The following is a 23,755-nucleotide window of genomic DNA, read 5'->3' on the forward strand; positions in this document are numbered from 1 at the left end:
CACGACATCACACAGGCCCTAATCGGGTCGTACTAAACGGTGGTTCGCCGGGCTGGCAGGCGCGAGGTCTGACCATCAGGCCGACCAGACATCAGGAGCAGCAGCTGAGCCACCGGAGACGTGACACTGAAGCTCGTTGATCGGCTGGTCACCTCGGCACCCGTCCAAGAGGATGGCACGGCGTCGTTGCGCGACGCGGCCAACGAGTTCGGCGTCTGAGGCGCTTCCCTCCAAGGCCAGGCATCCGCCCGCGAGCGCGGCCGTCACGGCGGATGCCCCAAGGTCGCCGACGACGACATGGCCGCCTACGCGGGCCAACGCTGTTCCCGTCCCGTAGCTCGCTCAGAAACTCGTGATTACCTCGGGCAAGGGGTGAGTGCCCCTCGGTCGCCACCGTCTACCGCATCCTCGCCGACGACGGCGCGGCCGACGGCGCCGAGTGAGCCCTGATCTACGAAAGTCGTCCCTGATTTCCCGGCCTGCGGGCAGCGGACCGGGCCGCCCCCACGCCGTGACGGCCAAAGCATGCACGTTCCCTCGTCTGGTGTACGACGTGTCGAAGTGCGCCTTCGTTGTACGTGTGTGATGGCGGATGGTGAGCAGCGGGTTGACGATCGCGTTGGCCCTGGGGCGGCGCTGGTCCACGGTGTGGGCTGGGCGTACGGGGGCGACCAGCTCCGCCGCATGCTGAGGAGTCGGGCTGAAGACGCGATCGCCCGGCGGCTGGGCGTGCCGCCGCCTCGGTCCGTGGCCCCGCCCGACGTCTCAGCCACAGCCTGGCCCGGCTGCGTCGTGCCCGGGCTCTGGCCGTAGTCTGCTTCCCATGGCCGATACACAGACACTTATGCCCCGTGACGCCTTCGAGATGCTGATGGTCGGCAACCAGCGGTTCGTCGCCGGTTCGCCGGAGCACCCGAACCAGGACGCCGCTCGCCGTACTGAGGTCGTCCCGGCCCAGAACCCGTTCGCCGTGCTCTTCGGCTGCTCCGACTCCCGCCTGGCGGCTGAGATCATTTTCGACCGTGGGCTGGGTGACCTGTTTGTGGTCCGCACCGCCGGACACGTCGCGGGCTCGGAGGTGTTGGGCAGTATCGAGTACGGGGTGGGCGTGCTCGGCGCCCCGCTGGTGGTGGTGCTCGGTCACGATGCGTGCGGCGCGGTCGCAGCCACCCGCTCCGCCGTCGAGGACGGGACGCCGGCCGGCGGCTACGTGCGGGACGTGATCGAGCGGGTGACCCCCAGCGTGCTGGCCGCCCGCGCCGCCGGGCACACCGAGGACGCCGATTTCATCGCCGAGCACATCCGGCACACCATCGACCTGCTGCTGGACCGCTCCCGCGTCCTGGCGCAGGCGGTCGAAGCCGGGCAGGCCGCCGTGGTGGGACTGTCGTACCGGCTGGCCGACGGCACGGCCCGCCTGGTCACCGCCCGCGGCCTGGAGGTACCCGCAGACGCGGTTTCGTGATACCGGATGTTCCGCGTTCCTGAAGGTCCGGCACGACCTCGCGCAACCGGGGTCGGACGGCATCCGGTGGGCGCTCCAGCAGGACCATCGAACGGCGTCGGCGCTGGTCGCTTAAGAGGGCCGGGGCCCCGCGGCGCGGCGGAGCCGGTTGGCGATCGCCACTCCCAGCCCCTCCTCCACCGGAAGGGACGCGACGATGACGTCGCACCCCCGCTGATCGAGCTCGCGCAGGAACCCGTACAGCCCGCGCGCGTAGGGGGCCATCGAACCGGGGACCTCCACCACGGCGTGCGCCTTCACCGGGGCGCCGGCGAAGGAGGGGGGAAGGAGAACACCGACCTGGTGCCCTAGCTCCTGCGCGAGCTCCGCTTCGGCGACGACCTTCTCGGGCTCGACGAGGACGACCCGCGCCCGCGGCGCGTAGTGTGACGGATGCTGGCCCGGCACCCGAACGCGGCTCGTGGAGTGGACCGCAAGGGGGCACCCCAGCACCGCTTCAAGGTCCTCGCGCGTCACCCCGCCAGGCCGAAGGACGCTCGGGGCATCGCCCGTGGCGTCGACGATGGTCGACTCGACGCCGACCTCACAGGGGCCGCCGTCCAGCACGAAGTCGACGGCATCACCCAGCTCCGCACGGACGTGGTCCGCCGTTGTGGGGCTGACCGAGCCGAAGCGGTTCGCGGACGGGGCCGCCACACCGCCGCCGAAGGCCGACAGCAGCGCGAGTGCGATGGGGTGGTCGGGCACGCGCACGGCCACCGTCTCCAGGCCACCAGTTGCTTCGAGGGGCACCCGGCGACCGCGCCGCAGGACCAGCGTCAATGGCCCCGGCCAGAAGCGTTCGGCCAACAGGCGCGCGGTTGTGGGCACGTCCTCGACCCAGTCGCCCAACAGCTCAGCGCCGCCGATGTGGACGATCAGCGGGTGGGAGGGCGGGCGCCCCTTGACCTGGAAGATACGCGCGACCGCGGCGGGATCCTCGGCGTTGGCGCCCAGACCGTAGACGGTCTCGGTCGGGAAGGCCACCAGGCCCCCGGCACGCAGCACACCGGCTGCCTTCTCGACGTCACTGCTTCTTGCCGACACCCTCGCATCCTCTCACTGCTTTGCTCCCCACAATCCGTGGTCCCATAGGCGCAAAACGACGGACCGAAGCCGACGGCACCGCGTGAGCCCGGACGCATGAAAGCCGTCACGGGGCACGGCGGAACACCGCCAGGCCGGCGCAGCTCAGCGTAGAACCCGCAGGCCCTACCCCGGCTGGCCGGTTAGCGCCGGTCATCGCCTGGTGCGAGCAGGCTGGTGACCTCGGCGATCGCCTCCGGCGACGGCTTGACTCCCCGGCCTTGCCTGTCGCCGCGCTGGCCCACGCGGCAGCCATGGCACCGCGCGCCTTCGCTAGTGCCGGCAAGGTGCCTGCCGGCCTGACTGGGGGTGACTGTAGACAGGCGGCGCGCCCCATGAGGTCTCCAAGACGGCCCGCAGCGCCTCAACCGCTGGCTGGCCGATTCGCCCGGCGAGCTCTTCTTCCAGCCGTTCGAGGTGTGACGCCGTACGGCTATCCCGATGCGTCTTTGAGCCGTTCGGGGTCCAGGACGGTGATGCGTCCGCGGGCGAGCCGGATCAGGCCATGGTCGGTGAACTCGCGGAGGACCTTGGTGCAGGTCTCGCGGGAGGTACCGGCCAGCGCCGCGAGTTGTTCATGGGTGAGGGCGATCTGCGGGTGGCGGGCGCCGGGCCGCAACGGTCCCGGCTGGGGCTGGGCGGTGGTGAGGGTGGTCAAGGTGGTGGCGATGCGCTGCGCGACGGATTTGAAGACGCTGTCGGACAGGCGCTGTTCGAGGTCGGCCAGACGGCGGCCGAGGATCGCGGTGATGCGGGCGGAGATCCGCGCATCGGACAGCAGGAACCTGTGCACATCAGCGCGGCTCATGACGCACACGACCGCGTCGTCGAGGGCCTCGGCGTAGTTGTCGTACATGCGCTGCCCGAGGAGGACCATCTCGCCGAAGATGGTGCCCGGGGTGATGATCGCGGTGGTCAGCGCCCGGCCGTCGGCGGAGACCCGGAAGATCCGTACCCGGCCCTTCTTGAGGATGAACAGCACCTCGCACGGCTGGGTCGGGGAGTACAGCATTTCCCCGGCCGTGTAGGTCTTCATGGGTGCCGCGGCGGCGATGGCCTCCATTTCCTGCTCGGACAGGTCGCAGAAGATGTCGACCTCGGCCAGGCACCAGGTCCGCTCGGCGTCTGGACCGGCGTCGATCATGTGATGTGTCTCCTCGCGTCGTCCCGGTGCCCAGGGCGGGGGCGCGGCTCCCCATGCCGGGCGGGCCAGCGCGTCGGCGCCCTCGCCCAGACAGTAGGGCATCGCCGCGCCGCCTGGGGTGCTGCCGCGCAGTGCAGCACCCCGCGGCGGCATACCCGGGTCATTGGTTGACGCGGGCGGTATCCGGCTCATCTGGCGGCCGGGCCCGTCCGCTTGCCCACCACCTGAGCGATGCAGGAGAAGGTCAGACCAGCGAGCAGCCCGAAGACTAGGTGGCCGCCGAGGCTGGAGCTGGTGACGTTGTTCCATTCGAAGACCGGCATGCCCATGTTGGCAGGCATGATCCACAGCGCGCCGATGAACCACCACACGGCGCCGTAGGCCAGCCCTAGCATGACCGCGGGTGCCATCTTCCGGGCGAACTGCCCCAGGATGGCACCGAAGGCGATGCCGGCGAAGACCGCGATGCCCAGGTGGATCAGCCACCCGGCGAAGGCGTTGGTCGATCCGAGGAGACCGGCGACCATAGTGATCATCGCGGTGTCCATCATCGGCCGGGAGACCGACATCCAGATGCCGAACCCGATCCCGCCGACCACACCGGCCGCGGCCCCGTAGGCCGCATAGACCGGGATGGCAGCGGTTCTCGGGGATACCTGCACGGTGGCTGTCATGATCGTCAAGTCCTCTCCTGCGCGGGATGTTTGCTTCAGCGCCGACGCTAGGAGCGGTGACGGTGCGGGTATGTGAGCACGCTTACGTACGGGCCGGTAGATCGTGCGGCCGTCAGGGGGAATTCTCGGCGATCAGCAGGCCGTAGCCGAGGGTGCCGTCCCCCACGGCGGCGCGGGCTGCGGCGAGGACGGCTGGGGCCACTTCCAGGTCCATGCCGGCGTCGGTGAGCTTGGACGCGGCGGTCAGGCGCAGCAGGTTCAGCCTCGCCTCGATCTGGTCGATCATGCGGGTCATCGCCTGGTCGTGGCGTTCGGTGCGGATGGTGCGCAGTCCGGCGGCGGCCAGGATCTCGGCGTACTGGGCCAGCGGGCGGGCGTCGGCGATGCAGGCGATCCGCGCGGCAAGGCCGGTCAGCTCGGGTGGGAGTCGGTCGGGGGTGGCGGTGACGTCGGTGATGCCGACCCGTCCACCGGGCCGCACGACACGGGAGAACTCGGCTGCGGCCTGGGCCTTGTCGGGGAAGGTGCACAGGGCGCACTCGCACACCACCGCGTCGAACACGCCGCCCGGGTAGGGCAGGCGCTCGGCATCCCCGGTGGTGAACATGACCCGCTCCCCGAACCCCGCGGCTGCGGCGGCTCCTTGGGCGAGGGCGGTGTTAGCCGGGGAGTAGTCCACACCGTCCACCCGCACACCGTAGACGTCGGCGAGGAGGAGAGCGGTGGTACCGCGGCCCGAGGCCACATCAAGAACACGGCAGTCCTCCGCCAGGCCGAGCCCATCGGTAAGGCGGCGGGTCAGGGCGGTGCCACCCGGATGGTAGGCGTCGCCCAGCAGCAGAGCGACCACATCCAAGGAGTACGCGGCGGCACAGCAGGCTTTGAGTTCATCACCGGTCGCGACGGGCGGGCGGGCGTTCTGATCGGTCATCGTGCGCCCTCCTCGGCGGTCGGCTGGGGCTTTGTGCTGCGGGGGGTCTTGGAGCCGTAGGGAGTGTCGGTGAGCCGTCCGGCGAGCGGAGTCGCGTTGGGCACCACGTCCGCGACGGGGACGCCGGACATCTCGGCGCGGATCTGTTCGCGGTAGCCGACGGAGTTGTAGGCGCAGAACGGGATGAGCCGTCCGTCGGGGGTGATCTCCTCGACGCAACATTTCATCAGCTGCTTGACGTTGAGGGTGTAGGGGTCCTGGAAGTCCTGCACGACGATCATGAACGCCTTGTCGTTCAGCTGCTTCACCGCCTCGGGCAGGTCGATCCCGCAGGCGTCCGCGCAGTCCAACGCCTCAGCGGTCGCCCGCAGTTTCTCCTCGGTGGTCTCCGTTCCCATGAAGGCGGAGGCCGACCACAGCTTCTCCAGGGCCTCGCGGATCCCGGCGTCAGGCATGACGCGGTTGGTGACGTAGTCGAGGTAGTCCTCCACGTTCAGCAGCCGTGGGATCGGCACGACGGTGCGGTTGCCCGGTGCGCCGTCCACCAGCAGGTAGGTGATGGAGCGACAGGTCGGGAAGCAGCATGGGACGGGGAAGAAGTCGCCCTTCTGGAACCAGGCGGGCCGCTGCTCGTTGATCAGCCGGATGACGTCTGGGTTGGTGAGCCGCTGCAGGGGGTCGAACTCCACGTGACGGCCCGAGTGGGTGACCGGCTGGAATGCCACCGAGCGCACGGCGGGGTGGTCGATGCCGTACTCGATGATCGCCCCGAGCTCGTGCTCGTTCAGGCCGCGTTCGACGGCCGCGACGAGGGTGACGGTCAGGCCGGCCTCCGCGCAGTTGTCCAGGGCCCGCTGCTTGAACGTGCGCAGATCGCGGCCGCGGATCTCAAGGTGGGTGCGCTCGTCGAAGCCGTCGAACTGGAGGTAGACGTTCACCGACCGGCCCGGCACCTGGTTGCGTTTGCCCAGCTCGGCGACGAAGTTCTTGTCGGTGGCCAGGCGGATGCCGTTGGTGTTGAGGTTGACGTTCTTGATCGGGCGGGCCTGGGCGAGGTCGATGAAGTCGAGGATGTACTTGTGGATGGTGGGTTCTCCGCCGGAGAACATCACCACCTCCGGCTCGCCCTCGGAGGCGACGAAGGCGTCGAGCATCCGCTCGCACTGCTCGTGGGTGATGGCGTAGCCGTCGCTCTGGTGGCCGGAGTCGGCGAAGCAGATCGGACAGTCCAGGTTGCAGCCGGTGTTGACCTCGATGATGCCCAGGCAGGCGTGCTGCTTGTGCTCCGGGCACAGTCCGCAGTCCGAGGGGCAGCCGTCCTTCACCTCGGTCTGGAAGGTGAGGGGGATCGTGCCGGGCTTGTTGAAGCGGGCCGAGGACAGGTACTCCTCGGCATCCCCGTACACCAGGGCCTCGAATTCGCCGTGCTCGCGGCACCGTTTGCGCAGATAGACCTTGTTGTCACGGATGTTGACCTGCGCGTCGACGGGCGTCTTGCACATCGGGCAGATCGACTTGGTGAACTCGACGAACACCTCGTCCCGGTCCGCCTTGCGCCGGGGCGCTGGTGCCTGGGTCATCGAGGAACTCCTCTCCCGTAGGGGCAGCCGTTCAGCGGTGGTCACCGGCCGGATCGACTTCTTCGCGTGGCTGGGGCTCGGCCGGTACGGTCGGGCAGCAGTCGTCCGGTCCGGCGCCCCTGCGGCCACGGGCCCGGCAGCGCAGGGCGTAGCCGGTGCCGGCGAGGAGTATCACCGCGCCGACGGCGATCACCCACGGGTTGGCCAGCGCCCCGCCGACGGTGCCGAGTGCCCCGCCGGCCACGAGCAGCGGGCCCGCGCAGCACACCACCATCACCAGTCCGGCACCTACGGCCGCCGCCATGCCGCCGAGACCGGAACGTTCACGGGACACCGACACCGCGGCTCGCCTCCTCCCGGTCGGTGTGCGAAGGAGCGGGCGCCCGGCGGGCGGAGTGGATCAGCACGGCGGCGTACAGCAAGGTCAGGGCGTCCTGGAACAGCACAAACCAGCTCAGCCGCTGCGTGAGGTAGATGCCGAAGCAGCCGCAGTTGTCCACCCCCAGTCCCCGCGCGTACGCCTGCACAGCCAGCAGCGACCACACCAGAGACACGCCCGCGTACACCCACACCGGCGCCAGGGCCTTGGATCGCGGGCGGCCCAGGAACCAGATCCCGCACACCAGCTCCCCCGCGATCAGCGCCGCGGCCAGCACGGTCGCGGCGCCATCGGCCGGCAGCCCGTACGCGGCCAGAATGCGCGGCATGTGCTCGAAGGAGGCGAGCTGGCCGAGGGCCATCGCCGTGTATACCGTCCCGAGCACGATCCTGAGCACCATGATCCGACCGTAGGCCGCCACAGAGAGCGAGAACTGTAAGCGCGCTCACCGAACCGTCCCCCCGATCCGGGCACGATCAGAGGTGTGAAGCGGTGTTCTCCCGCCGTGCGAGCCGGTGTCCCGAGCCGTTTCGGGAGGTGCCAGGTGAACGGTCCACAGTCCCCCCGCCCGTCACGGCGGCAGGCCATCAAGGGTGCCGGAGTGATCGGGGGCGTCGTCGTTCTGCTCGTGGGCGGGGGTGTGATCGGCTGGCAGACCCTCGCCGATCGGCCGTCCGCGCCGGTGACGGCCGTGCAGGCGGGCCAGGATCCGTCGTTGGAGGCGCTCGCCGATTCGGCGTTGTCCGGCGGGCCGGGCAAGGACGGCATCCCCTCCATAGACACGCCCCGGCTCGTGTCGGCGAGCGAGGCCGACTTCCTCGACGACGACGATCCGGTCTTCGGGCTGGAGTACCACGGCCAGGTGAGGGCCTACCCCCAGCTGGTCCTGGTGTGGCACGAGATCGTCAACGACACCGTCGGCGGCGAACCGCTCGCGGTCACCTACTGCCCGCTGACCGGCACGGTCATCGGATTCTCCGCCCCGCCCGGCGTCCAGGACCTGACGTTCGGCACCACCGGCAAACTCGTCAACTCCAACCTCCTGATGTACGACCGGCAGACCGGATCCCAGTGGCCGCAGCTGCTCGGTCAGGCGGTGAGCGGCCCGCTCAAGGGCACCCGGCTGGACACCGTCCCTTTGGTGTGGACGACGTGGAAGCAGTGGCGCACCGCGCACCCCGACACGGCGGTGCTGTCCACCGATACCGGCGCACTGCGCTCGTACGGCAGCGACCCGTACGGCTCCTACGACTCCTATCCGGACCGGGGCGGCTACTACGCGAAGGGTCGGCCGATCTTCCCCGTCCTGGCCACGAGTGACCGCTTCGCCGACAAGGACGTCGTCATCGGCGTGCGGGTCGGCAGTGAGCGGCTGGCCATCCACAAGGACCTTGTCCGGACGAACCGGATCGTGCGGGCGGAGGTCGGCGGCACGCGGGTGGAGGCGCGCTGGGACGACCAACTTGGCACCGCCCGCGTCGTGCAGCAGGTCGGGGATCGGTGGGAACCGGCGGACTTCCTCGACGCCATGTGGTTCGCCTGGTACGCCTTCTATCCCAACAGCCAGGTGCGGACATGAGCAGGCTGTTGACCGTGCTCGCCAGGACGGGCGACGCCTGGGACGCCACCGTCCTCGCGATCAAGGCCACGCCCGGGCGGGTGCGTGCCGCCCTCGCCGCACGCCGCCACCGCAGGACGGCGCTGATCGTCGCGAGCGTCACCCTGTTGGTGTATCTGTTCTCCCTCGGGGACCTCGTCGTTTCGGCCTCTGGCCGGTTCACCGGCGCACCCGTGTTCCAGGCCGCTCCCGGACAGTTGCTGGAGGTCCGCGGGCCGTATCTGTTCGAGCCGGTCCTCGCCTGGTACCCCACCCGCCACCTCGCGGTCTTCCTCAGCCCGGTCAACCTGATGCTCGGCTCCGTCGTGGCGGTGCTCGTCGGCTGCAACATCGCCGTCGCCGCCCACGCCGCCCGGCAGGCCGCCTCCTGCCGGCGCACCCGCTACGCCCGGCTGCTGGGCGTGCTCCCGGCGTTCCTGCTCGGATTCGCCTGCTGCGTGCCGACGTTTCTGCTTGTCCTCGGCGCGAGCACCGCCGCCGCACTGCTGCCGGTCCTGATGCCGCTGCGCCCGGTCTTCTATCCGCTCACGCTGTTGATGCTGACCGGCACGCTGGTGTGGGGCACATCGAGGACGGGCCGATCCGGGCGGCGCACCCGCCAGGCGGGTGACACCGGCGACGCGGCGGCGCAGACACCCTCTGCCGTCCCGGATACGTAATGACCAAGTCCCTCGGGCGCGGTTGATCAAGGAGGATCCTCATGGCGCGGGTGCAGGAAGTCGATGCGGTGGTGATCGGCATGGGGGTGGGCGGTGAGCATGCCGCCGAGCGGCTGGCCGGGGACGGGCTGGACGTGGTCGGGGTGGAGGCGGAACTGGTCGGCGGGGAGTGCCCGTACTGGGCGTGCATCCCGAGCAAGATGATGATCCGCGCTGGGAATCTGCTCGCCGGCGCGCGGCGCGTTCCCGGTATGGCCGGAGATGCCCAGGTGGTTGCGGATTTCGCGCCGGTCGCGGCCCGGATCCGGGATGAGGCCACCGATAACTGGAACGACCAGGTGGCCGTCGACCGGTTCACCCGCAAGGGCGGGCGCTTCGTCCGCGGCCGTGCCCGCCTGGCTGGCCCCGGCCGTGTGGAGGCCAATGGCCAGGTGTTCGCCGTCCGGCGCGCGGTGGTGCTGGCCACCGGCAGCCGCCCGCAGATCCCGCCCGTCCCCGGACTGGAGGACGTGCCGTACTGGACGAACCGGCAGGCGGTCTCGGTCAAGGAGCCGCCGGCCTCGCTGCTCGTGCTGGGCGGCGGCGCCGTCGGCGTGGAGCTGGTGCAGGCGTTCGCCCGCTTCGGCACCGCGGTGACCGTCGTGGAGGCGATGGAGCGGCTGCTTCCCGCGGAGGAACCCGAAGTCGGCACACTGCTGGCCGTTGTGCTGGCAGAGGAAGGCATCACCGTACGCACCGGTGCACGCGCCACCGGAGTACGGCTCGTAGATCACGCCTTCCGCCTCACCCTGGAAAGCGGGGAGGAGGTCGCCGGGCAGCACCTGTTGGTGGCCACCGGACGCCGACCCCATCTGACTGGGCTCGGCCTGGAGACCGTCGGGCTCGATCCCGACGCCCGCGCCCTGGCCGTGGACGGGCAGATGCGGGCGGCACAGGGCGTTTGGGGTGTCGGTGACGTTACCGGCCGAGGACTGTTCACCCACGTGGCGATGTACCAGGCCGAGATCGCCGTCCGCGACATCCTCGGCCGGCCAGGACCGGACGCCGACTACCAGGCCCTGCCCCGCGTCACCTTCACCGACCCCGAGGTCGGCTCCGTGGGCCTGACCGAACAGACCGCCCGCGAGCAGGGGGTGCGGGTACGGACGGGCGTCGCGCGGGTGCCGTCCTCGGCACGCGGCTGGATCCACAAGGCCGGCAACGACGGCCTGATCAAACTCGTCGCGGACACCGACCGCGGCGTCCTGGTCGGGGCCACCTCCGCCGGCCCGGCGGGTGGTGAAGTCCTCTACGGCCTAGCCATCGCCGTGCAGAGCGAGATTCCCGTCGAGCGGCTTCGCCACATGATGTTCGGCTACCCCACTTTCCACCGCGCCGTGGAGGACGCCCTGACCGACCTGGGCCAAGACTGACCGCACACGCGAAGCGCACCACTGCGGCAGAGCGGACGGTCCGCACGGTCGACCGGTCAACGGTCGGCCGCCATTTCCGGGGCGATCAGCTACGAGGAGGAGGCAGCCAGCAGAACACCGCGCGCTTGAGCGCCCTGACCAGCCAGCCGCCCACACGATCACGCACCCGCACCTGATCCGGGACACCCCGGGACGGGGCCGCATCCGCAGGCGTCGGCGAGCCGACCAGCACTTCACCCGGCTCTTCCTGCGTCCCGGCCCGCCGGACCAGCCCGGCTGGGTCCTCGAGCCCGCGCTCGTCCAGGTGGCTATCGGCATACCGGTGCTCCATGGCCTGCTCCCGTTCAGAGGGGCCTTTCCGCTTCGCCACCATGACCAACTGCCTCCTTCCGACGGGATGCACACGGCTGCGCCACCCGCACCCACCGCCAACGTCCGGCTGCCGTGGTACGGCGAGCCGTTCACGGCAAGGTCGCGCGCCGCTCGGCCTCCTGCCGGACCTTTGCCAGGGACGCGGCAACCGTCGCCTCCCATCGTGGGGCGACCAGGTCGCCCCACCACTGCCCGGCTCGCCACAGGTCCGTGGCGAGCTCGCCCTCGTACACCAGCCGCGTACCGGGATCGTGCTCGGTGAGGGTGAACGACTCGGTGACGGCGGGCACCGGCCCGCGCACCAGGCGGAAGTCGACCCGCTGCGGGCGGGTGAACCGCACCGTCTCCACCGTCGTCGCCGTCAGCCGTCCGCCCGCGACCGGGGTGTGGTGGGCGGCGAGCACCATGTCGGAGCCCCGCTCCAGCACCAGCACCTTCTCGCGCATCGCCCGCGTGGCCCGCCCCTGATACGGCTGGGCGATGACGTCGAACACCACCTCCGGCGGGGCTGCGATGTCGATGGCCTGGGGCCCCAGCGGCCGGCTACGCCGTCCGACTCCGACGTCCAGGGGAAGCGCCCCGGTCACCAGCCCCAGATACCCGGCTGCCGCACCCGTGCCCGCCACTACCGCCCCTGCCAGAGCACCGATCCACACCATCGCCCAGACCTTTCCACGCGTGTCCGTCCCGTCTCCTGACCGACGCTAGGCCGGTTAACCCCGCCGATCAGTGAGCGCGCTCACCTTCCTCCGGGCGCGTCGGCCTCTACTCTCAGCGCCATCACCCTGTGGAGGACGGAGGAGCGTGGAGTCCGTATCCGAGATGGCCGACAGCCGCGCCGCTACGAACGTGCTGCTGGCCGAACTGCGTGAAGGGCACCTCGTCCCGGCTGCCGTCGTGCGCTTCCTCGGGCGCGCTGCCCGCCGGTCACTGCGCCAGGCCGCCCGACGACCGCGGGCCCTGGCCGAGCTCACCGCCCTGCACGGCGCCCTGTACGCCGTGGCCTCCGGCCGACGGCCCGGACGACGCTGGGTGACCACCAGCTGGGCCCTCGCCGTACTGCACCTGGGTCTGCTGGAACAGCGCACTTGCCTCACTACCGCTGACGCGTTGACGCTGATGCGCGCCAACCTCCCAGCCCTGCCCGGCGGAGGCGGTCGCATCTCCGGGGTGCTGGCGATCGGCCTCGATCTCGCCGACGGACGCCTCGCCCGCCATCAGGGCACAAACTCCCCCTTCGGGGAGTACGCCGACACCTTCGCCGATGCCGCGTACTGGATGTGGTTCACCCTGCGTCACGAACCGAGCCGCACCGTCCAGGTGGCGGCGGTCGCCACCTGGGCGCTTCCCGTCGTCGCCGTCACCGGCCTCGCGCTGCGCTGCGGCACCATGCCCGAGCGGCCACGCCCCGTCCTGCTGAGGCCGGCCGCCACCCTTCAGGCCGTCGTCGCGCTCCGGCACCTCACCCGCCGCTGACCGGCCCCGTCATTCCTTGTTGTCTGCCGGCTGGTCCGGCTCCGGTGTGCCCTCCACCCGTACGCCCCGCCAGAACGCCACATGGTCCTTGACCTTCCGGGCCAGTGGGCTCGGCTTGGGGTAGTACCAGGCGGCATCCGGATTCCTCAGCCCGTCGACCTCAAGACTGTAGTAGCGGGCCACCCCCTTCCAGAAGCACAGTGACCGGGTCCTGCTCGGCGTGAAGTACTGCCGGTGCAGTGACTCGGGCGGGAAGTAGTGGCTGCCCTCGACAATCACCGTGCGCGGGGTCTCCGCGATCACCGTGCCGTTCCACACCGCACGCAGCATGGCCTTGCTCCTCACCGTGAACGGGGACGATGCCCCTGGGAGCCTTCACGTTAGGCGGGCTCGGCCGGCCCCTTCAGTGACGGTGCTCACCGTCCGCGAGAGCTGTTCGCGCCTGTGAGGATGCGGCATACCTCGGCGTCCGTGCAGTCGGCAGGATCGGCCGCGGCGGCCCGCTCCGCCAACCCTTGGAGGACCGCCTTCGTGGCCTGGAGCTCAGCCAGGCGCCGGTCGATGTCCTCAAGGTGCCCGTCGACGAGTGCGGCGACGTGGGCGCAGGGGGACACGCCGGCATCGCGCAGAGCGAGCACGGAACGGATCTCGGCCAGGCTCATCCCCGCGCCCTGGGCGTCGCGGATGAACGCAAGCCGCTTCACGGCCTGCTCCGGGTAGTTGCGGTAGCCGCCCGCGGTACGCGCAGGCGCGGGCAGCAGCCCGGCCTGCTCGTAGAACCGGAGGGTCTTCGCCGTCACCCCGCTGACGGCGGCGAGGTCACCGATGCGCATACCTCCAGACTAGCCCTTGACCTTCCAGCGCACTGGAAGGTCTACCGTCCAGGCACAGACGAAGAACCGCCGGAAATGGAAGGGGTCCGCCATGAACCAGGCGGAGACCACGACACGCATCGCGGTACTGACCGTGCCGGACTGCCCGAACGACCGGCTCGTCCGTGAGCGGATCGCCGAAGCTCTCGAAGGCCGGTCCCTACCGGTGAAATGGATCGAGGTGAACGACGCGGACGAGGCCACCCGGCAGGGGATGACCGGTTCGCCCACTCTCCTGCTGGACGGCATCGACCCGTTCGCCCATGACGGCGCCACGCCGAGTCTGTCCTGCCGGCTCTACCGCCATGCTGATGGCACCACCGACGGCGCCCCGGCCGTCGCTGACCTGCGTCGCGCCCTGACCGCGAGCGGTCCGTCCGAAGCCACCGGGAAGGGGTGAGACACCGCCCCGTTCTTCCTACCGGACAGCGGCGCCCTGGTTCTGCTCCACCCGCTCGCGCAGCGTCCGTGCGAACTCCTCGGCCCGCGCCAGCTGAACGCAGCTTGGCCGCCTGCCCCGCAGCGCCCTGCTCGTATCCACGGACACGTTCCAGCAGGGCCTCTTGCTTCTCCGGCCACGGGTCACCGAGCGCGCACGTCAGCGGCGGGGTGTTGACGGGATTGCGGAAACTTGCGGACCCGGGCTCAAGCGGCCAGACGGATCGCATGGTTCGCAGGTCGCGCCCCGCCGATGCCCGTACGCCCCAGCTGCCGGCAGGCGCCCCAGTTTGCGAGTCGGTTCGCCCCTACTTCTTGCGCGCCACGTAGACGGTGTTGGTCGCGCTGCCGCCCTGGAGCGGGTTGTCGAAGTCGACGACGTGGGCTTCGGGCGCGGCGAAGACGTCCGCGAGAGCGGACGTGAACTGCTCGTCCGGTGGGTCGTTGGACCACAGGGCGAAGACGCCGTCGGGCTGGAGATGATCGGCGAGCGCCCGAAGCCCCGGAGGCTGGTAGAGAGCGGCGTGGCGTGGATGCAGCACGTGGCGCGGCGAGTGGTCGATGTCCAGCAGGATGGCGTGGAAGCGGCGTCCCGGTAACTGCGGATCCAGGCCGGCGGGATCCCCGACCGCTGTGAAGAAGTCGCCTTGGACCAGTCGGCAGCGGGGGTCCTCGGCCAGGCGTGCGCCGAGCGGGACCAGGTGCCGTTGGTGCCAGTCGATCACCTCGCCGAGGGCCTCGATGACGGTCAGGGAGCGGACACGTGGGTCGTCCAGGGCGGTCCGGGCGGTGTAGCCGAGGCCGAGCCCGCCCACCGCGACGTCCAGCTCGGCACCGGACAGCCCCGCCAGCCCCAGTCGCGCGAGCGCGATCTCTCCGGCCGTGAAGAGGCTGGACATCAGGAACTCGTCGCCGAGTTTCACCTCGTACACGTCGGTGTCCGACCCCGGAAACCGCCGGCGCCGCAGGCTGATGTCCCCCAGCGGGGTCGGGTGCCAGTCGATCTCTTCGAAGCGCGCGCTCATCCATGCACCTTTCGCTGCTGATGGCTGTCCGCCGGTGAGTTCGGGGTCTTCTGCCCGGCTGTGAACTCAGGCGTCGATGATGACGGGGATGATGAGGGGCTTGCGGCGGTGGGTGCGGAACGCCCAGTTCGCCACGGCGCGGGCGATGAGCTGTTCGAGCTGGTGTGCGTCCCCGACACCTTCCTCGGCCGCGGTGGCCAGGGTCTTCTCGATCACGGGGACGACTGGCTCGAAGGTGGTGTCGTCGTGGACGAAGCCGCGGGCCAGGAAGTCGGGGGCTTCGGCGAGGGCGCCGGTGTCTGCGTCGACGATCGCCACCACCGTGACCACGCCCTCCTCCGCGAGAGTGCGGCGGTCCTTGAGGGAGGCTTCGGTGACGCCGCCGACCTCCATCCCGTCCACGTAGACGTTGCCCGCCGGAACCTTCCCGGTGATGGACGCGCGGCCGTCCACGAGATCGACGACGACGCCGTCCTCGGCGATGACGACCCGGTCGGGGTCGACTCCGGTGCGGATGGCCAGGTCGGCGTTGGCCCGCAGGTGCTTGAACTCGCCGTGCACGGGCATGACGTTGCGGGGCTGGACGATGTTGTAGCAGTACACGAGTTCGCCGGCGCTGGCGTGGCCGGAGACGTGCACCTTGGCGTTGCCCTTGTGGACGACGTTGGCGCCCCACCGGGTCAGGCCGTTGATGACGCGGTAGATGGCGCTCTCGTTGCCGGGGATGAGGGAGCTGGCGAGGAGGACGGTGTCGCCCTTGCCGATGCGGATCTGGTGGTCGCGGTTGGCCATCCGGGACAGCGCGGCCATCGGTTCGCCCTGGGAGCCGGTGCACACCAGGGTGATCTGGTGGTCGGGCAGGTTCTCCAGTTCCTTGACGTTGACCACCAGGCCGGGCGGCACCTTCAGATAGCCGAGATCGCGGGCGATGCCCATGTTGCGGACCATCGACCGGCCCACGAAGGCGACCTTGCGGCCGTACTGGTGCGCGGCGTCCAGGACCTGCTGGATGCGGTGCACATGGCTGGCGAAGCTGGAGACGATGACCCGCCGGGGCGCGGTGCGCATGACCTGCTCGATCGCGGGGTTCAGCTCGCGTTCGGAGGTGGTGAAGCCGGGTACTTCGGCGTTGGTGGAGTCGGTGAGGAACAGGTCGACGCCCTCCTCGCCGAGGCGGGCGAAGGCGCGCAGGTCGGTGATGCGGTCGTCCAGCGGGAACTGGTCCATCTTGAAGTCGCCGGTGTGCAGCACCAGTCCGGCGCCGGTGCGGATGGCGACCGCGAGGCCGTCCGGGATGGAGTGGTTGACCGCCACGAACTCGCAGTCGAAGGGGCCGAACCCGCGCCGGTCGCCCTCGCGCACCCGCACGGTGCGCGGCCGGATGCCGTGTTCCTTGAGCTTGGCCTCCAGGAACGCCAGCGTCAGTTTCGAGCCGACGACGGGAATATCGGACCGCTCGCGCAGCAGGTACGGCACGCCCCCGATGTGGTCCTCGTGCCCGTGGGTGAGCACCACGGCCACGACGTCGTCCAGGCGGTCCCGGATCGAGGTGAAGTCCGGCAGGATCACGTCCACGCCGGGCTGGGTCTCCTCGGGGAACAGCACGCCGCAGTCGACGATGAGCAGCTTGCCGGCGTGCTCGAAGACGGTCATGTTGCGGCCGATCTCACCCAGACCGCCCAGGGCGACGACCCGCAGCCCTCCCTCGGGCAGCGGCGGGGCAGCTTTCAGCTCTGGATGCGGATGACTCATACCTTGACGTTACCGGAGAGTTGGAAGGGGTGATCCATTGCCTGCGCGATCTCTCTGCTTCTCGACGGACGGGTGTTCCCCGTGATGGGTGCCCCTGGGCCGGTCGGCTTACGCCGACGGCCGCAGGGAGCGGTGAAGGTGGTATCACCTGCCGTGGGTGAGCCGTACGCCAGGCGTGTGGGAGAAGATCTCGTGGACCTTGTCGTGGAGCCCGGATTCGGCTGCCTCCTGGTGGGCCTCGGCGCTGGTCCACTCGGTGTAGTTGAGGACGCGGGTGCCGTCGGCGCTCAGCAGCAAGTGGGCCGAGAGGGCCCCGGGGTGGCTTCCTTCGGTGGGCAGGGCGGCGGTGAGGGTGTCGACGAAGTGGCGCTGGCATGCGGGCCCGTCGACGTCGAAGGCGGCGGTGACCAGGCAGCCGGGCGGGCGGGTCTCGTCGGCTTGGGCGAGGCTGCGGTACAGGCGGTAGCGGGGCGGTCCGGCGAGCGCGGCCGCGGTTCCGCTGTCCCGCAGGTACGCGTCGTGGGCGGTGGCGCTGGTCCACTGTGCACAGGTCAGCACCGTCTCTTGGTCGGTGCTGAGGAACCAGGACAGCGCGGCGATCCCGCGCACCCAGGGGCCGCGGTCGTATTCGCCGATGTCGGTGTCGGCCATCCGCACCTGCCGTTCCCGATCACCTGCGTACCGGGTGGCGATGGGCGTCGGGCCGGGTGATGTCCGGGAAGGCGGGGCTGGTCATACTGCTCTCCTCCAAGGGCTGGGGCGCGTGCTGTGCCGAGTGTTGTCGCCTGGCGGAGCGGTCCCGCAACTGCTTTACGGAGCCCCAGGGGATGCGGCGAAAGCGGTACGTGGCTCATCGGATCACAGGACCGTCTCTGCCTCGGCGTACCGCCCCTGCGGGACGGTCTTGAGCATCTCGACGGCCTCAGCGAGCGGCACCATGACGATCTCGGTGCCGCGCAGCGCGGTCATCTGGCCGGACTCGCCGCGGTGCACGGCCTCTACTGCGTGCCAGCCGAACCGGGTGGCGAGGACCATGACGGCGTTCAGGCCGGGGCGGTCGCCGCCGGAGGTGAGCACACCAAGACGCATTGCGGTACTGACTCCTGAGCGGGATCGGGCGGTCGGCGGTGCCGCCCCTCGGGGGAATGAGGGCGGCGCCGCCTGACGACGACGGCAGCCTGTCGGGCCGCCCTCGTTGCAGCGATTGCCAATCTACCCTAACGTCAGGGTAGGTTTGTAGGTCGGCAGGGGTGCCGGGCTGGCGACGCGAGGTGGTGGAGCCGTGGGCGGAAAGCTGATGCAGATCGGCGAGGTGTCCGAGCGGACGGGGCTGTCCCTGCGCACCATCCGGCACTACGAGGACGTCGGCGTGGTGGCTCCCAGCGAACGCAGCCTGGGTGGTTTCCGCCTCTATACGGAGGCGGAGGTGCGCAGGCTGGCGCTGGTGCGCCGGATGCGGCCGCTCGGCTTCTGTCTGGAGGACGTACGGGCGCTGCTGGACGTCCTGGAGCGGCTGCCCGACACGGGCGGAGCCTGGCCCGAGACCGACGAGGGAACGCACGAGGAACTGGTGGCGAGGTTGCGGAAGTACTGGGTGCAGGCCGACGCGCGGTGTGAGGACCTGCGCCGGGAGCTGTCGTCGGCGGAGGAGTTTGCCCGTTCCCTGCACGGGCATCTCTCTCAGCTGCTGGATGCCCCTGTGGCGGGCGTGAAGGCGGTCCGGTGAGCGCCACGAGTCAGTGGGCGGCCGACGAGGCGGCCCGGCGGCGGACGTTCGCCGTGATCAGCCACCCGGATGCGGGCAAGTCCACGCTGACGGAAGCCCTGGCCCTGCACGCGCACGCGATAACGTCGGCGGGCGCGGTGCACGGCAAGTCCGGCCGCCGGGGTGTGGCGTCGGACTGGATGGAGATGGAGAAGGCCCGTGGCATCTCCGTCACCTCGGCGGTGCTGCAGTTCGCACACCGGGGCTTTGTGCTCAACCTTCTGGACACTCCCGGCCACGCGGACTTCTCCGAGGACACCTACCGGGTGCTGGCGGCCGTCGACTGCGCGGTGATGCTCATCGACGCGGCCAAAGGGCTGGAGGAGCAGACCCGCAAGCTCTTCGACGTGTGTCGGCACCGTGGCATCCCGGTCATCACGTTCGTCAACAAGTGGGACCGTCCCGGCCGCGAGGCGCTGGAGCTGCTGGACGAGATCGAGCGCGAGTTCCGTCTCAAGCCCACCCCGGTCACCTGGCCGGTCGGCGATGCCGGATACCTGCGCGGGCTGGTCGACGTACGCGAACCCGGCCGGATGCTGCGCTACACCCGCGCACCGGGCGGGGCCCACGAGGCGATCGAGGAGCCGGTTCCCGTCGAGCAGGCCGCCTTCGAGGAGGGCGCCGACTGGGAGCGGGCCACCGAGGAACTCCAGCTGTTGCAGGCGGACGGGGCCGAGTTCGACCGTCCGTCGTTCCTGGCGGGCACCTCCACACCGGTGTTCTTCGGCGCCGCGATCTCCAACATCGGCGTACGCCTGCTGCTCGACGCCGTCGTGGACCTGGCCCCGCCGCCGGGCCCGCGGGAGCTGGAGGGCGGCGGCAGCCGACCGGTGGACGCGCCGTTCTCGGGGCTGGTGTTCAAGGTGCAGGCCAACATGGACCCCTCCCACCGTGACCGGATCGCCTTCCTGCGGGTCTGCTCCGGCATCTTCGAACGCGGCGCGACCGTCACCCGCGCCGCCACCGGAAAGCCGTTCGCCACCAAATACGCGCACAGCGTCTTCGGCCAGGACCGCTCCATGGTCGACACCGCCTACCCCGGCGACGTGGTCGGCCTGGTCAACGCCGCCGCCCTGCGCGTGGGCGACACCCTCTACGACGGGCAGCCCGCCCTCTTCCCGCCCATGCCGACGTTCGCGCCCGAGCACTTCGCGGTCGTGCGCCCCGTCGACATCGGCCGCTCCAAGCAGTTCCGGCGCGGTATCGCCCAGCTGGACGAGGAGGGCGTGGTGCAGGTGCTGGTCTCCGACGTGCGCGGGGACCAGGCGCCGGTGCTGGCGGCGGTCGGGCCGATGCAGTTCGACGTCGTCGCCGCGCGGATGGCGGGCGAGTTCTCCGCTCCCGTACGGCTGGAGACGCTCCCCTACCACCTGGCGCGGGCAACCGACGCGGCCGGGGCCGAGGCACTCAACAGCTCCCGTCTGGTCAAGGGCGAAGCCCTGACCCGCATCCGGGACAAGGCCCACCTCGCCCTGTTCCCGGACCGCTGGCAGGCGGGCTCCTTCGAGCGGGAGTTTCCCGGTGCGCGCCTCGAACACCTCCTGGCCGCGCACGAATAGACGTGCCGCAACCGGCTCGGAGGCCGGTGCCGCACCCGGGCGCATGACGGCGAGTGCGGATGCCCGCCACCCGCCGTGCCGCCCGAGCCGCATCCGGGTCAGCCGGCCGTCCGGGAGGTCGGGCAGCAGGTGCCACAGATCAGGGAGCGCACACAGCCGCACCTGGCCGGACAGCCCCTCCAGGGCTGCCCTCCGGCCATCCCGCAAGAACCTACCCTCACGTGAAGGTAGATTTGAGTGGCTTGCTCGGTCGGATGAGGCGGACGGGAGGGGAGACCGATGGCGGGTGTGGCGGAGTGTCCGTCGTGCGGGGAGGACGAGGAACTGCGCGGGGAGCCCTGCGCGGGCGACATCCGGGTCACCTGCCTGTCGTGTGGGGCCCAGTGGATGAGGGGTGCTCCGCGCTGTGCGGGCTGCGGTGGCCAGGACATCGTGCAGCGGCCGCAGTCGATGACCCGTCATTCGCGGGGCACGCAGCTCTCGATCATCGGCTGGCGGGAGGTGCCGCTGTGTCGGACCTGCGACGCCGAAGTCCTGGAAACCTCCATCGCCCAGAACACGCCGGTACCCGGTGACTACGTCTCCAACTGCCTGTACGGCAGCGGCGAGCGGCCCGCCGTGCCGCAGTCGGCGCCACCTCCCGCACCGGCACGCCCACCGTCACCGCCATCCGCCCCGGCGCCCAGCCCCCGGGAGAGTCCGCGGCAGCCGGCCGCCGTGCCCGCGGGGCCCCGGGCCGAGCGCAGCCGCCCCCGCCCGGCACCCTCCGCGGTGCCGACCGTGCGGCAGGCGATCGCCGCCTTCCTTGCCGAAGCCTCAGGCGAGGTCGACCACACCGCCATGCTGCTGCTCGGCACCCACCTGGGCTCGTACGAGCGCCTCGGCGTCCTGGACGCACCCGACGCCGCCGACGCGCTGGCCGCCTGGTGTGAGGGGCACTGGGGAGACTGCAACGGCGCAGGCGCGCAGCGCGCCGTGAGTACCATCCTGCGGGCCGTCGACTTCTGGGGCGCCCGGGGCTGGCTCGCCTCCGACCCCGCCGCGAAGCTCCGCCGAGCGGGCGGCTGAGGCGGCGAAGGGGGATGGCGGCCCCGACCACCGTCGGGTGGAGGACCTATCGGGGCCGCCGAGCCGACCGGACCTGTCCAGTGGATCGACCGGCGCGACGAACCCTATCTCAACGTGAGAGTCTGCAACTCCATTGCCTTGGTGAAACTGGAATTCCCAAGCGGGCAACTCTCGCGCTAGGTTAGGGATGCGAGGTCGGGAGAGTCGCAACGAGTCCCGCCCCGGGCCACTCGGGCGGGGCACTGCGGCACACCTGGGGCGGCCATGTCGCCGCCGCCCGCGAGACCGGCGTCCTGCCCTGACCCGGTACCGGCTCGCGGGAGCCTCTCCCTCCTCTGCGGGAGCGCGTCCTCGCCATTCCTCCGCGTCGGGGCACCCGCCTTCCGTGACGTACGCAAGGAGTCCTGTATGCCGCCCCGCACGCCCTCCTCCTCCGGCGCCGACCGTACGGACAGCGACACCGGCCAGGAGCGCCTGCTGTCCGCCGCCGTACGGCTCGCCGGTGAACTGCCCACCGCCCGGCGGCTGGGGATACTGCGCGGCTGGGGCCGCACCGATCGCGACCGGGCGCGGCTGCTGCGTGAACGCCTGGCCCATCACGGCATCCACTGCATCGAGCTCAGCGCCGTGCCCGAGGCCGGCGAACGCCACCGCGGGCCGCAGGGCCGGCAGCGCCCTCGCGTCGGCCTCCTGCTGCACGCCGACCGCTCTCAGTACGACCAGGCGCTGCGGGCCGCGGCCCTGTGGGACCTGCCCCTGCTCATCGAGCGCCCGTCCCGTGAGGAACCCGGCGCGCTGACCAGCTTCGGCGCCCACCGGCGCCCCGTCATCGGCGTCCACCTCCCCGGCGGCGCCCTCGACATCGCCGTCCGCCAGGCGACCATCACCTGTCTGCAGCCCCACCCGGGCAGCGCCTATCTCCTCCTGGACAACGAGAAGCTCACCGCCCCCGCGGCCCGGCCCCTGCAGGTCGGCCTGACGGCGGACGGCACCCTCGAGGTGCGCAGCGACGCCTTCGCCACCCGCCGCGTCCGGCGGCTGCGCTACGAACGACCCTGGGGCGTCTACCGGCTGGACATCGACGGCACCCCCGCACACGACGTACGCGCCCCGCTGCGCCTGGAACCCATGCCCGGCCGCCTGCACCTGCTCCACCCCTGAATCGAGACGGCCGACGGCGACCGGCAGGTGCGGCCCCGGCCCGGCCGGAGGACCGCACCGGGACCGCCGAGCCGACGCCTCACCAGTCCACTCCACTGCGCCGGCGGACCCGAGCCTACCCTCACGTTGCGTGAGGGTGAACGCCTCGAAGAGGCCCCTCCGTCATTCCTCGGCATACGCGATCGGGCTGTTGTTGCCCGCGGGGCTGGCGGAGGTGGCTTGCGTTCTCACTCTACCCTTTCGTTAGAGTAGTGTTGCTCGCCGACCTGGTCGGCCTGCTTCCAAGCCGTTCCCGGGCCGCGGTAGAGCCAAGAACCCCGACCGCGGCCCGGGGGCGGCGGAGGAGCCGCCCGTCGGGGCTGCCCTGACATTCACCGCGCAGCGGCCCGTTCCCGCGCGCGCTCACACGCTGGGAGTCTGCGTGGCTGACGACGTCACCCGTATCGAGATCGCCGATCATCTGTCCGGTCTCTTCGCGAACGGCGGGGTGGGCCGAAGTGACCTGCTCATCGCAGCCGTCGGCGCCCGCTCCGAGGTCCGGGCGGTGCTTGAGCAGCTGCCCGACCGCCGCTACACGGACCTGCGACAGGTCTGGGAGGACCTCCCCGCGATCCCCGTCGGACTGTGAGAGCAAGGAGTACCGGCGATGGCCCTTTTCATGCTGCAACTGGCCCACGGTGAAGACGCCGTGATCGAAGCGGACGCCGCCGGACGCACCGCGGCAGGCGAGATCGTGCTGGAACGCACCGACCACAACGGCAAGGCCGAGCGGGTGCACACCTACCAGGCCGACGCGGTGACGGCGGTCTTCCGACGCGGACCGGCCGACGGCGGCTACACCTGGCTGCCCCAGCCGTCCAACGGCACCTGGTGGTGCTACTGAAGCACCCCCGTGCCCGCCGCGGCAGGCCGTCCACGCCGAGAGAGAGGGACACCCGATGGGAACGTTCATGGTGAAACTGACCGACGGCTCCGAGATGATCCTCACCGCCGGGCGGGCCACCCGCACCGACGACGGGGACGTGGCCTTCGAGGACATGGACGCCCGCGGCAACTGGTCCCGCACCTGCACCATCAAGGCCGACCGGCTCGACAGCACCCACGCACGGAAGATCGGCGAGGACGGCATCGCACGATGGGTACAGCAAAGCGGCTCGGGCCGCTGGTGGGTGTACTGAAGGCTGGCGCTCGCCCGCGCATGAGCATGCGATGCTCGACGAATCCCCCTGGGACGGCGGGCACTTGGCTGTCTACGATGAGGGCACGGCATCGCGTGTCGG

General features: G+C 70.7%; 28 protein-coding genes and 1 pseudogene. 13 read left to right on the plus strand and 16 right to left on the minus strand.

From position 1 onward, the window contains the following. Positions 1–823: 823 nt before the first annotated feature. Positions 824–1,465, plus strand: coding sequence for a carbonic anhydrase (locus tag J7E88_RS12515; RefSeq protein WP_215180201.1), 642 nt, complete (start codon positions 824–826; stop codon positions 1,463–1,465). 111 nt (positions 1,466–1,576) lie between these two features. Here the strand turns inward: J7E88_RS12515 and J7E88_RS12520 are convergent, their stop codons facing one another. The 7 genes from J7E88_RS12520 to J7E88_RS12550 form a co-directional block, all read right to left on the minus strand. Beyond that, complete coding sequence (locus J7E88_RS12520) at positions 1,577–2,551, minus strand: L-threonylcarbamoyladenylate synthase (RefSeq protein ID WP_215180203.1); 975 nt, start codon at positions 2,549–2,551, stop codon at positions 1,577–1,579. 472 nt (positions 2,552–3,023) lie between these two features. After that, positions 3,024–3,836, minus strand: a complete 813-nt coding sequence (locus tag J7E88_RS12525; protein WP_215180205.1) for a Crp/Fnr family transcriptional regulator — start codon at positions 3,834–3,836, stop codon at positions 3,024–3,026. A gap of 86 nt (positions 3,837–3,922) precedes the next feature. Next, positions 3,923–4,408 carry a hypothetical protein gene (locus J7E88_RS12530; RefSeq protein WP_215180207.1) on the minus strand — a complete coding sequence of 162 codons (486 nt, stop codon included), beginning with the start codon at positions 4,406–4,408 and terminating at the stop codon, positions 3,923–3,925. A 112-nt stretch (positions 4,409–4,520) separates the two neighbouring features. Beyond that, complete coding sequence (locus J7E88_RS12535; RefSeq protein ID WP_215180209.1) at positions 4,521–5,339, minus strand: class I SAM-dependent methyltransferase; 819 nt, start codon at positions 5,337–5,339, stop codon at positions 4,521–4,523. Next, positions 5,336–6,919, minus strand: a complete 1,584-nt coding sequence (locus J7E88_RS12540) for a radical SAM protein (protein ID WP_215180211.1) — start codon at positions 6,917–6,919, stop codon at positions 5,336–5,338. The genes J7E88_RS12535 and J7E88_RS12540 overlap by 4 nt, the downstream gene beginning before the upstream one ends. Positions 6,920–6,950: 31 nt before the next feature. Beyond that, positions 6,951–7,259: a mercury transporter gene (locus J7E88_RS12545; RefSeq protein ID WP_215180213.1), complete on the minus strand. Its 309-nt coding sequence runs from the start codon at positions 7,257–7,259 to the stop codon at positions 6,951–6,953. Next, the gene (locus J7E88_RS12550) at positions 7,243–7,698 is read right to left on the minus strand and encodes a MauE/DoxX family redox-associated membrane protein (RefSeq protein ID WP_215180216.1); all 456 of its coding nucleotides are present in this window, start codon (positions 7,696–7,698) and stop codon (positions 7,243–7,245) included. Before J7E88_RS12550 ends, J7E88_RS12545 begins: the two co-directional genes overlap by 17 nt. Positions 7,699–7,842: 144 nt before the next feature. Here J7E88_RS12550 and J7E88_RS12555 point away from each other — a divergent pair, with 144 nt between their 5' ends. Genes J7E88_RS12555 through J7E88_RS12565 form a run of 3 tightly spaced genes read left to right on the plus strand, consistent with a single transcriptional unit; the run spans position 7,843 to position 10,987 of the window. Beyond that, on the plus strand, positions 7,843–8,877 hold the full coding sequence (locus tag J7E88_RS12555) for a DUF3179 domain-containing protein (RefSeq protein ID WP_308307485.1): 1,035 nt from the start codon (positions 7,843–7,845) through the stop codon (positions 8,875–8,877). After that, a complete protein-coding gene (locus J7E88_RS12560; protein WP_215180218.1) occupies positions 8,874–9,575 on the plus strand; it encodes a hypothetical protein in 702 nt (233 codons plus the stop codon). The genes J7E88_RS12555 and J7E88_RS12560 overlap by 4 nt, the downstream gene beginning before the upstream one ends. Before the next feature lie 41 nt (positions 9,576–9,616). After that, the gene (locus tag J7E88_RS12565) at positions 9,617–10,987 is read left to right on the plus strand and encodes an NAD(P)/FAD-dependent oxidoreductase (RefSeq protein WP_215180220.1); all 1,371 of its coding nucleotides are present in this window, start codon (positions 9,617–9,619) and stop codon (positions 10,985–10,987) included. 85 nt (positions 10,988–11,072) lie between these two features. Here J7E88_RS12565 and J7E88_RS12570 read toward each other — a convergent pair whose 3' ends face one another. Together J7E88_RS12570 and J7E88_RS12575 are read right to left on the minus strand one after the other, a co-directional pair. Then, positions 11,073–11,360 carry a hypothetical protein gene (locus tag J7E88_RS12570; protein ID WP_215180222.1) on the minus strand — a complete coding sequence of 96 codons (288 nt, stop codon included), beginning with the start codon at positions 11,358–11,360 and terminating at the stop codon, positions 11,073–11,075. 88 nt (positions 11,361–11,448) lie between these two features. Next, positions 11,449–12,018, minus strand: coding sequence for an SRPBCC family protein (locus tag J7E88_RS12575; RefSeq protein ID WP_215180223.1), 570 nt, complete (start codon positions 12,016–12,018; stop codon positions 11,449–11,451). A 145-nt stretch (positions 12,019–12,163) separates the two neighbouring features. Here J7E88_RS12575 and J7E88_RS12580 point away from each other — a divergent pair, with 145 nt between their 5' ends. Further along, positions 12,164–12,835, plus strand: coding sequence for a CDP-alcohol phosphatidyltransferase family protein (locus J7E88_RS12580; protein ID WP_215180225.1), 672 nt, complete (start codon positions 12,164–12,166; stop codon positions 12,833–12,835). A gap of 9 nt (positions 12,836–12,844) precedes the next feature. Here the strand turns inward: J7E88_RS12580 and J7E88_RS12585 are convergent, their stop codons facing one another. Both J7E88_RS12585 and J7E88_RS12590 read right to left on the minus strand, forming a co-directional pair. Then, on the minus strand, positions 12,845–13,165 hold the full coding sequence (locus J7E88_RS12585) for a DUF427 domain-containing protein (RefSeq protein ID WP_215180227.1): 321 nt from the start codon (positions 13,163–13,165) through the stop codon (positions 12,845–12,847). 86 nt (positions 13,166–13,251) lie between these two features. Then, complete coding sequence (locus tag J7E88_RS12590) at positions 13,252–13,668, minus strand: heavy metal-responsive transcriptional regulator (protein WP_215180229.1); 417 nt, start codon at positions 13,666–13,668, stop codon at positions 13,252–13,254. Between the two features lie 91 nt (positions 13,669–13,759). Between J7E88_RS12590 and J7E88_RS12595 the strand changes: the two genes are divergently transcribed. Then, complete coding sequence (locus J7E88_RS12595; RefSeq protein ID WP_215180231.1) at positions 13,760–14,107, plus strand: hypothetical protein; 348 nt, start codon at positions 13,760–13,762, stop codon at positions 14,105–14,107. A gap of 18 nt (positions 14,108–14,125) precedes the next feature. Here J7E88_RS12595 and J7E88_RS36770 read toward each other — a convergent pair whose 3' ends face one another. From J7E88_RS36770 to J7E88_RS12615, 5 genes and pseudogenes are all read right to left on the minus strand, one after another. Further along, entirely contained in the window at positions 14,126–14,248 is a 123-nt protein-coding gene (locus J7E88_RS36770) for a hypothetical protein (RefSeq protein ID WP_285427542.1), read from the minus strand. Between the two features lie 205 nt (positions 14,249–14,453). Beyond that, positions 14,454–15,170, minus strand: coding sequence for a spermidine synthase (locus J7E88_RS12600; protein ID WP_215180233.1), 717 nt, complete (start codon positions 15,168–15,170; stop codon positions 14,454–14,456). A gap of 66 nt (positions 15,171–15,236) precedes the next feature. Then, positions 15,237–16,922 (minus strand): ribonuclease J, encoded by a 1,686-nt coding sequence (locus J7E88_RS12605; RefSeq protein WP_215180235.1) that lies wholly within the window; start codon positions 16,920–16,922, stop codon positions 15,237–15,239. Between the two features lie 144 nt (positions 16,923–17,066). Further along, the gene (locus tag J7E88_RS12610) at positions 17,067–17,573 is read right to left on the minus strand and encodes an antibiotic biosynthesis monooxygenase (protein ID WP_215180237.1); all 507 of its coding nucleotides are present in this window, start codon (positions 17,571–17,573) and stop codon (positions 17,067–17,069) included. A gap of 207 nt (positions 17,574–17,780) precedes the next feature. Next, positions 17,781–17,954: pseudogene (locus J7E88_RS12615) on the minus strand (6-phosphofructokinase); the annotation flags it as partial. Positions 17,955–18,204: 250 nt separating this feature from the next. Between J7E88_RS12615 and J7E88_RS12620 the strand changes: the two are divergent. From J7E88_RS12620 to J7E88_RS12650, 7 genes are all read left to right on the plus strand, one after another. Then, positions 18,205–18,648 (plus strand): MerR family transcriptional regulator, encoded by a 444-nt coding sequence (locus tag J7E88_RS12620; protein ID WP_215180239.1) that lies wholly within the window; start codon positions 18,205–18,207, stop codon positions 18,646–18,648. After that, the gene (locus J7E88_RS12625) at positions 18,645–20,246 is read left to right on the plus strand and encodes a peptide chain release factor 3 (protein ID WP_215180241.1); all 1,602 of its coding nucleotides are present in this window, start codon (positions 18,645–18,647) and stop codon (positions 20,244–20,246) included. The genes J7E88_RS12620 and J7E88_RS12625 overlap by 4 nt, the downstream gene beginning before the upstream one ends. Positions 20,247–20,525: 279 nt before the next feature. After that, positions 20,526–21,314, plus strand: a complete 789-nt coding sequence (locus J7E88_RS12630) for a hypothetical protein (protein WP_215180243.1) — start codon at positions 20,526–20,528, stop codon at positions 21,312–21,314. Positions 21,315–21,722: 408 nt separating this feature from the next. Next, on the plus strand, positions 21,723–22,475 hold the full coding sequence (locus J7E88_RS12635) for a hypothetical protein (RefSeq protein WP_215180245.1): 753 nt from the start codon (positions 21,723–21,725) through the stop codon (positions 22,473–22,475). A gap of 421 nt (positions 22,476–22,896) precedes the next feature. Then, a complete protein-coding gene (locus tag J7E88_RS12640) occupies positions 22,897–23,103 on the plus strand; it encodes a hypothetical protein (protein WP_215180247.1) in 207 nt (68 codons plus the stop codon). 18 nt (positions 23,104–23,121) lie between these two features. Continuing rightward, on the plus strand, positions 23,122–23,358 hold the full coding sequence (locus J7E88_RS12645; RefSeq protein WP_215180249.1) for a hypothetical protein: 237 nt from the start codon (positions 23,122–23,124) through the stop codon (positions 23,356–23,358). A 55-nt stretch (positions 23,359–23,413) separates the two neighbouring features. Then, positions 23,414–23,653 carry a hypothetical protein gene (locus J7E88_RS12650; protein ID WP_215180251.1) on the plus strand — a complete coding sequence of 80 codons (240 nt, stop codon included), beginning with the start codon at positions 23,414–23,416 and terminating at the stop codon, positions 23,651–23,653. Positions 23,654–23,755 lie beyond the last annotated feature (102 nt).

It is taken from the genome of Streptomyces sp. ISL-10 (assembly GCF_018614575.1).
In the GTDB taxonomy this organism is placed as follows: Bacteria; Actinomycetota; Actinomycetes; order Streptomycetales; family Streptomycetaceae; genus Streptomyces.

Bases quoted from the DNA above. Each gene is read 5' to 3' on its own strand.
- J7E88_RS12515 (WP_215180201.1), top strand. From the start codon at position 824: ATGGCCGATACACAGACACTTATGCCCCGTGACGCCTTCGAGATGCTG.
- J7E88_RS12525 (WP_215180205.1), bottom strand. From the start codon at position 3,836: ATGCCCTACTGTCTGGGCGAGGGCGCCGACGCGCTGGCCCGCCCGGCA.
- J7E88_RS12530 (WP_215180207.1), bottom strand. From the start codon at position 4,408: ATGACAGCCACCGTGCAGGTATCCCCGAGAACCGCTGCCATCCCGGTC.
- J7E88_RS12535 (WP_215180209.1), bottom strand. From the start codon at position 5,339: ATGACCGATCAGAACGCCCGCCCGCCCGTCGCGACCGGTGATGAACTC.
- J7E88_RS12540 (WP_215180211.1), bottom strand. From the start codon at position 6,919: ATGACCCAGGCACCAGCGCCCCGGCGCAAGGCGGACCGGGACGAGGTG.
- J7E88_RS12550 (WP_215180216.1), bottom strand. From the start codon at position 7,698: ATGGTGCTCAGGATCGTGCTCGGGACGGTATACACGGCGATGGCCCTC.
- J7E88_RS12560 (WP_215180218.1), top strand. From the start codon at position 8,874: ATGAGCAGGCTGTTGACCGTGCTCGCCAGGACGGGCGACGCCTGGGAC.
- J7E88_RS12565 (WP_215180220.1), top strand. From the start codon at position 9,617: ATGGCGCGGGTGCAGGAAGTCGATGCGGTGGTGATCGGCATGGGGGTG.
- J7E88_RS12570 (WP_215180222.1), bottom strand. From the start codon at position 11,360: ATGGTGGCGAAGCGGAAAGGCCCCTCTGAACGGGAGCAGGCCATGGAG.
- J7E88_RS12575 (WP_215180223.1), bottom strand. From the start codon at position 12,018: ATGGTGTGGATCGGTGCTCTGGCAGGGGCGGTAGTGGCGGGCACGGGT.
- J7E88_RS12585 (WP_215180227.1), bottom strand. From the start codon at position 13,165: ATGCTGCGTGCGGTGTGGAACGGCACGGTGATCGCGGAGACCCCGCGC.
- J7E88_RS12590 (WP_215180229.1), bottom strand. From the start codon at position 13,668: ATGCGCATCGGTGACCTCGCCGCCGTCAGCGGGGTGACGGCGAAGACC.
- J7E88_RS12595 (WP_215180231.1), top strand. From the start codon at position 13,760: ATGAACCAGGCGGAGACCACGACACGCATCGCGGTACTGACCGTGCCG.
- J7E88_RS12600 (WP_215180233.1), bottom strand. From the start codon at position 15,170: ATGAGCGCGCGCTTCGAAGAGATCGACTGGCACCCGACCCCGCTGGGG.
- J7E88_RS12605 (WP_215180235.1), bottom strand. From the start codon at position 16,922: ATGAGTCATCCGCATCCAGAGCTGAAAGCTGCCCCGCCGCTGCCCGAG.
- J7E88_RS12610 (WP_215180237.1), bottom strand. From the start codon at position 17,573: ATGGCCGACACCGACATCGGCGAATACGACCGCGGCCCCTGGGTGCGC.
- J7E88_RS12630 (WP_215180243.1), top strand. From the start codon at position 20,526: ATGGCGGGTGTGGCGGAGTGTCCGTCGTGCGGGGAGGACGAGGAACTG.
- J7E88_RS12635 (WP_215180245.1), top strand. From the start codon at position 21,723: ATGCCGCCCCGCACGCCCTCCTCCTCCGGCGCCGACCGTACGGACAGC.
- J7E88_RS12645 (WP_215180249.1), top strand. From the start codon at position 23,122: ATGGCCCTTTTCATGCTGCAACTGGCCCACGGTGAAGACGCCGTGATC.
- J7E88_RS12650 (WP_215180251.1), top strand. From the start codon at position 23,414: ATGGGAACGTTCATGGTGAAACTGACCGACGGCTCCGAGATGATCCTC.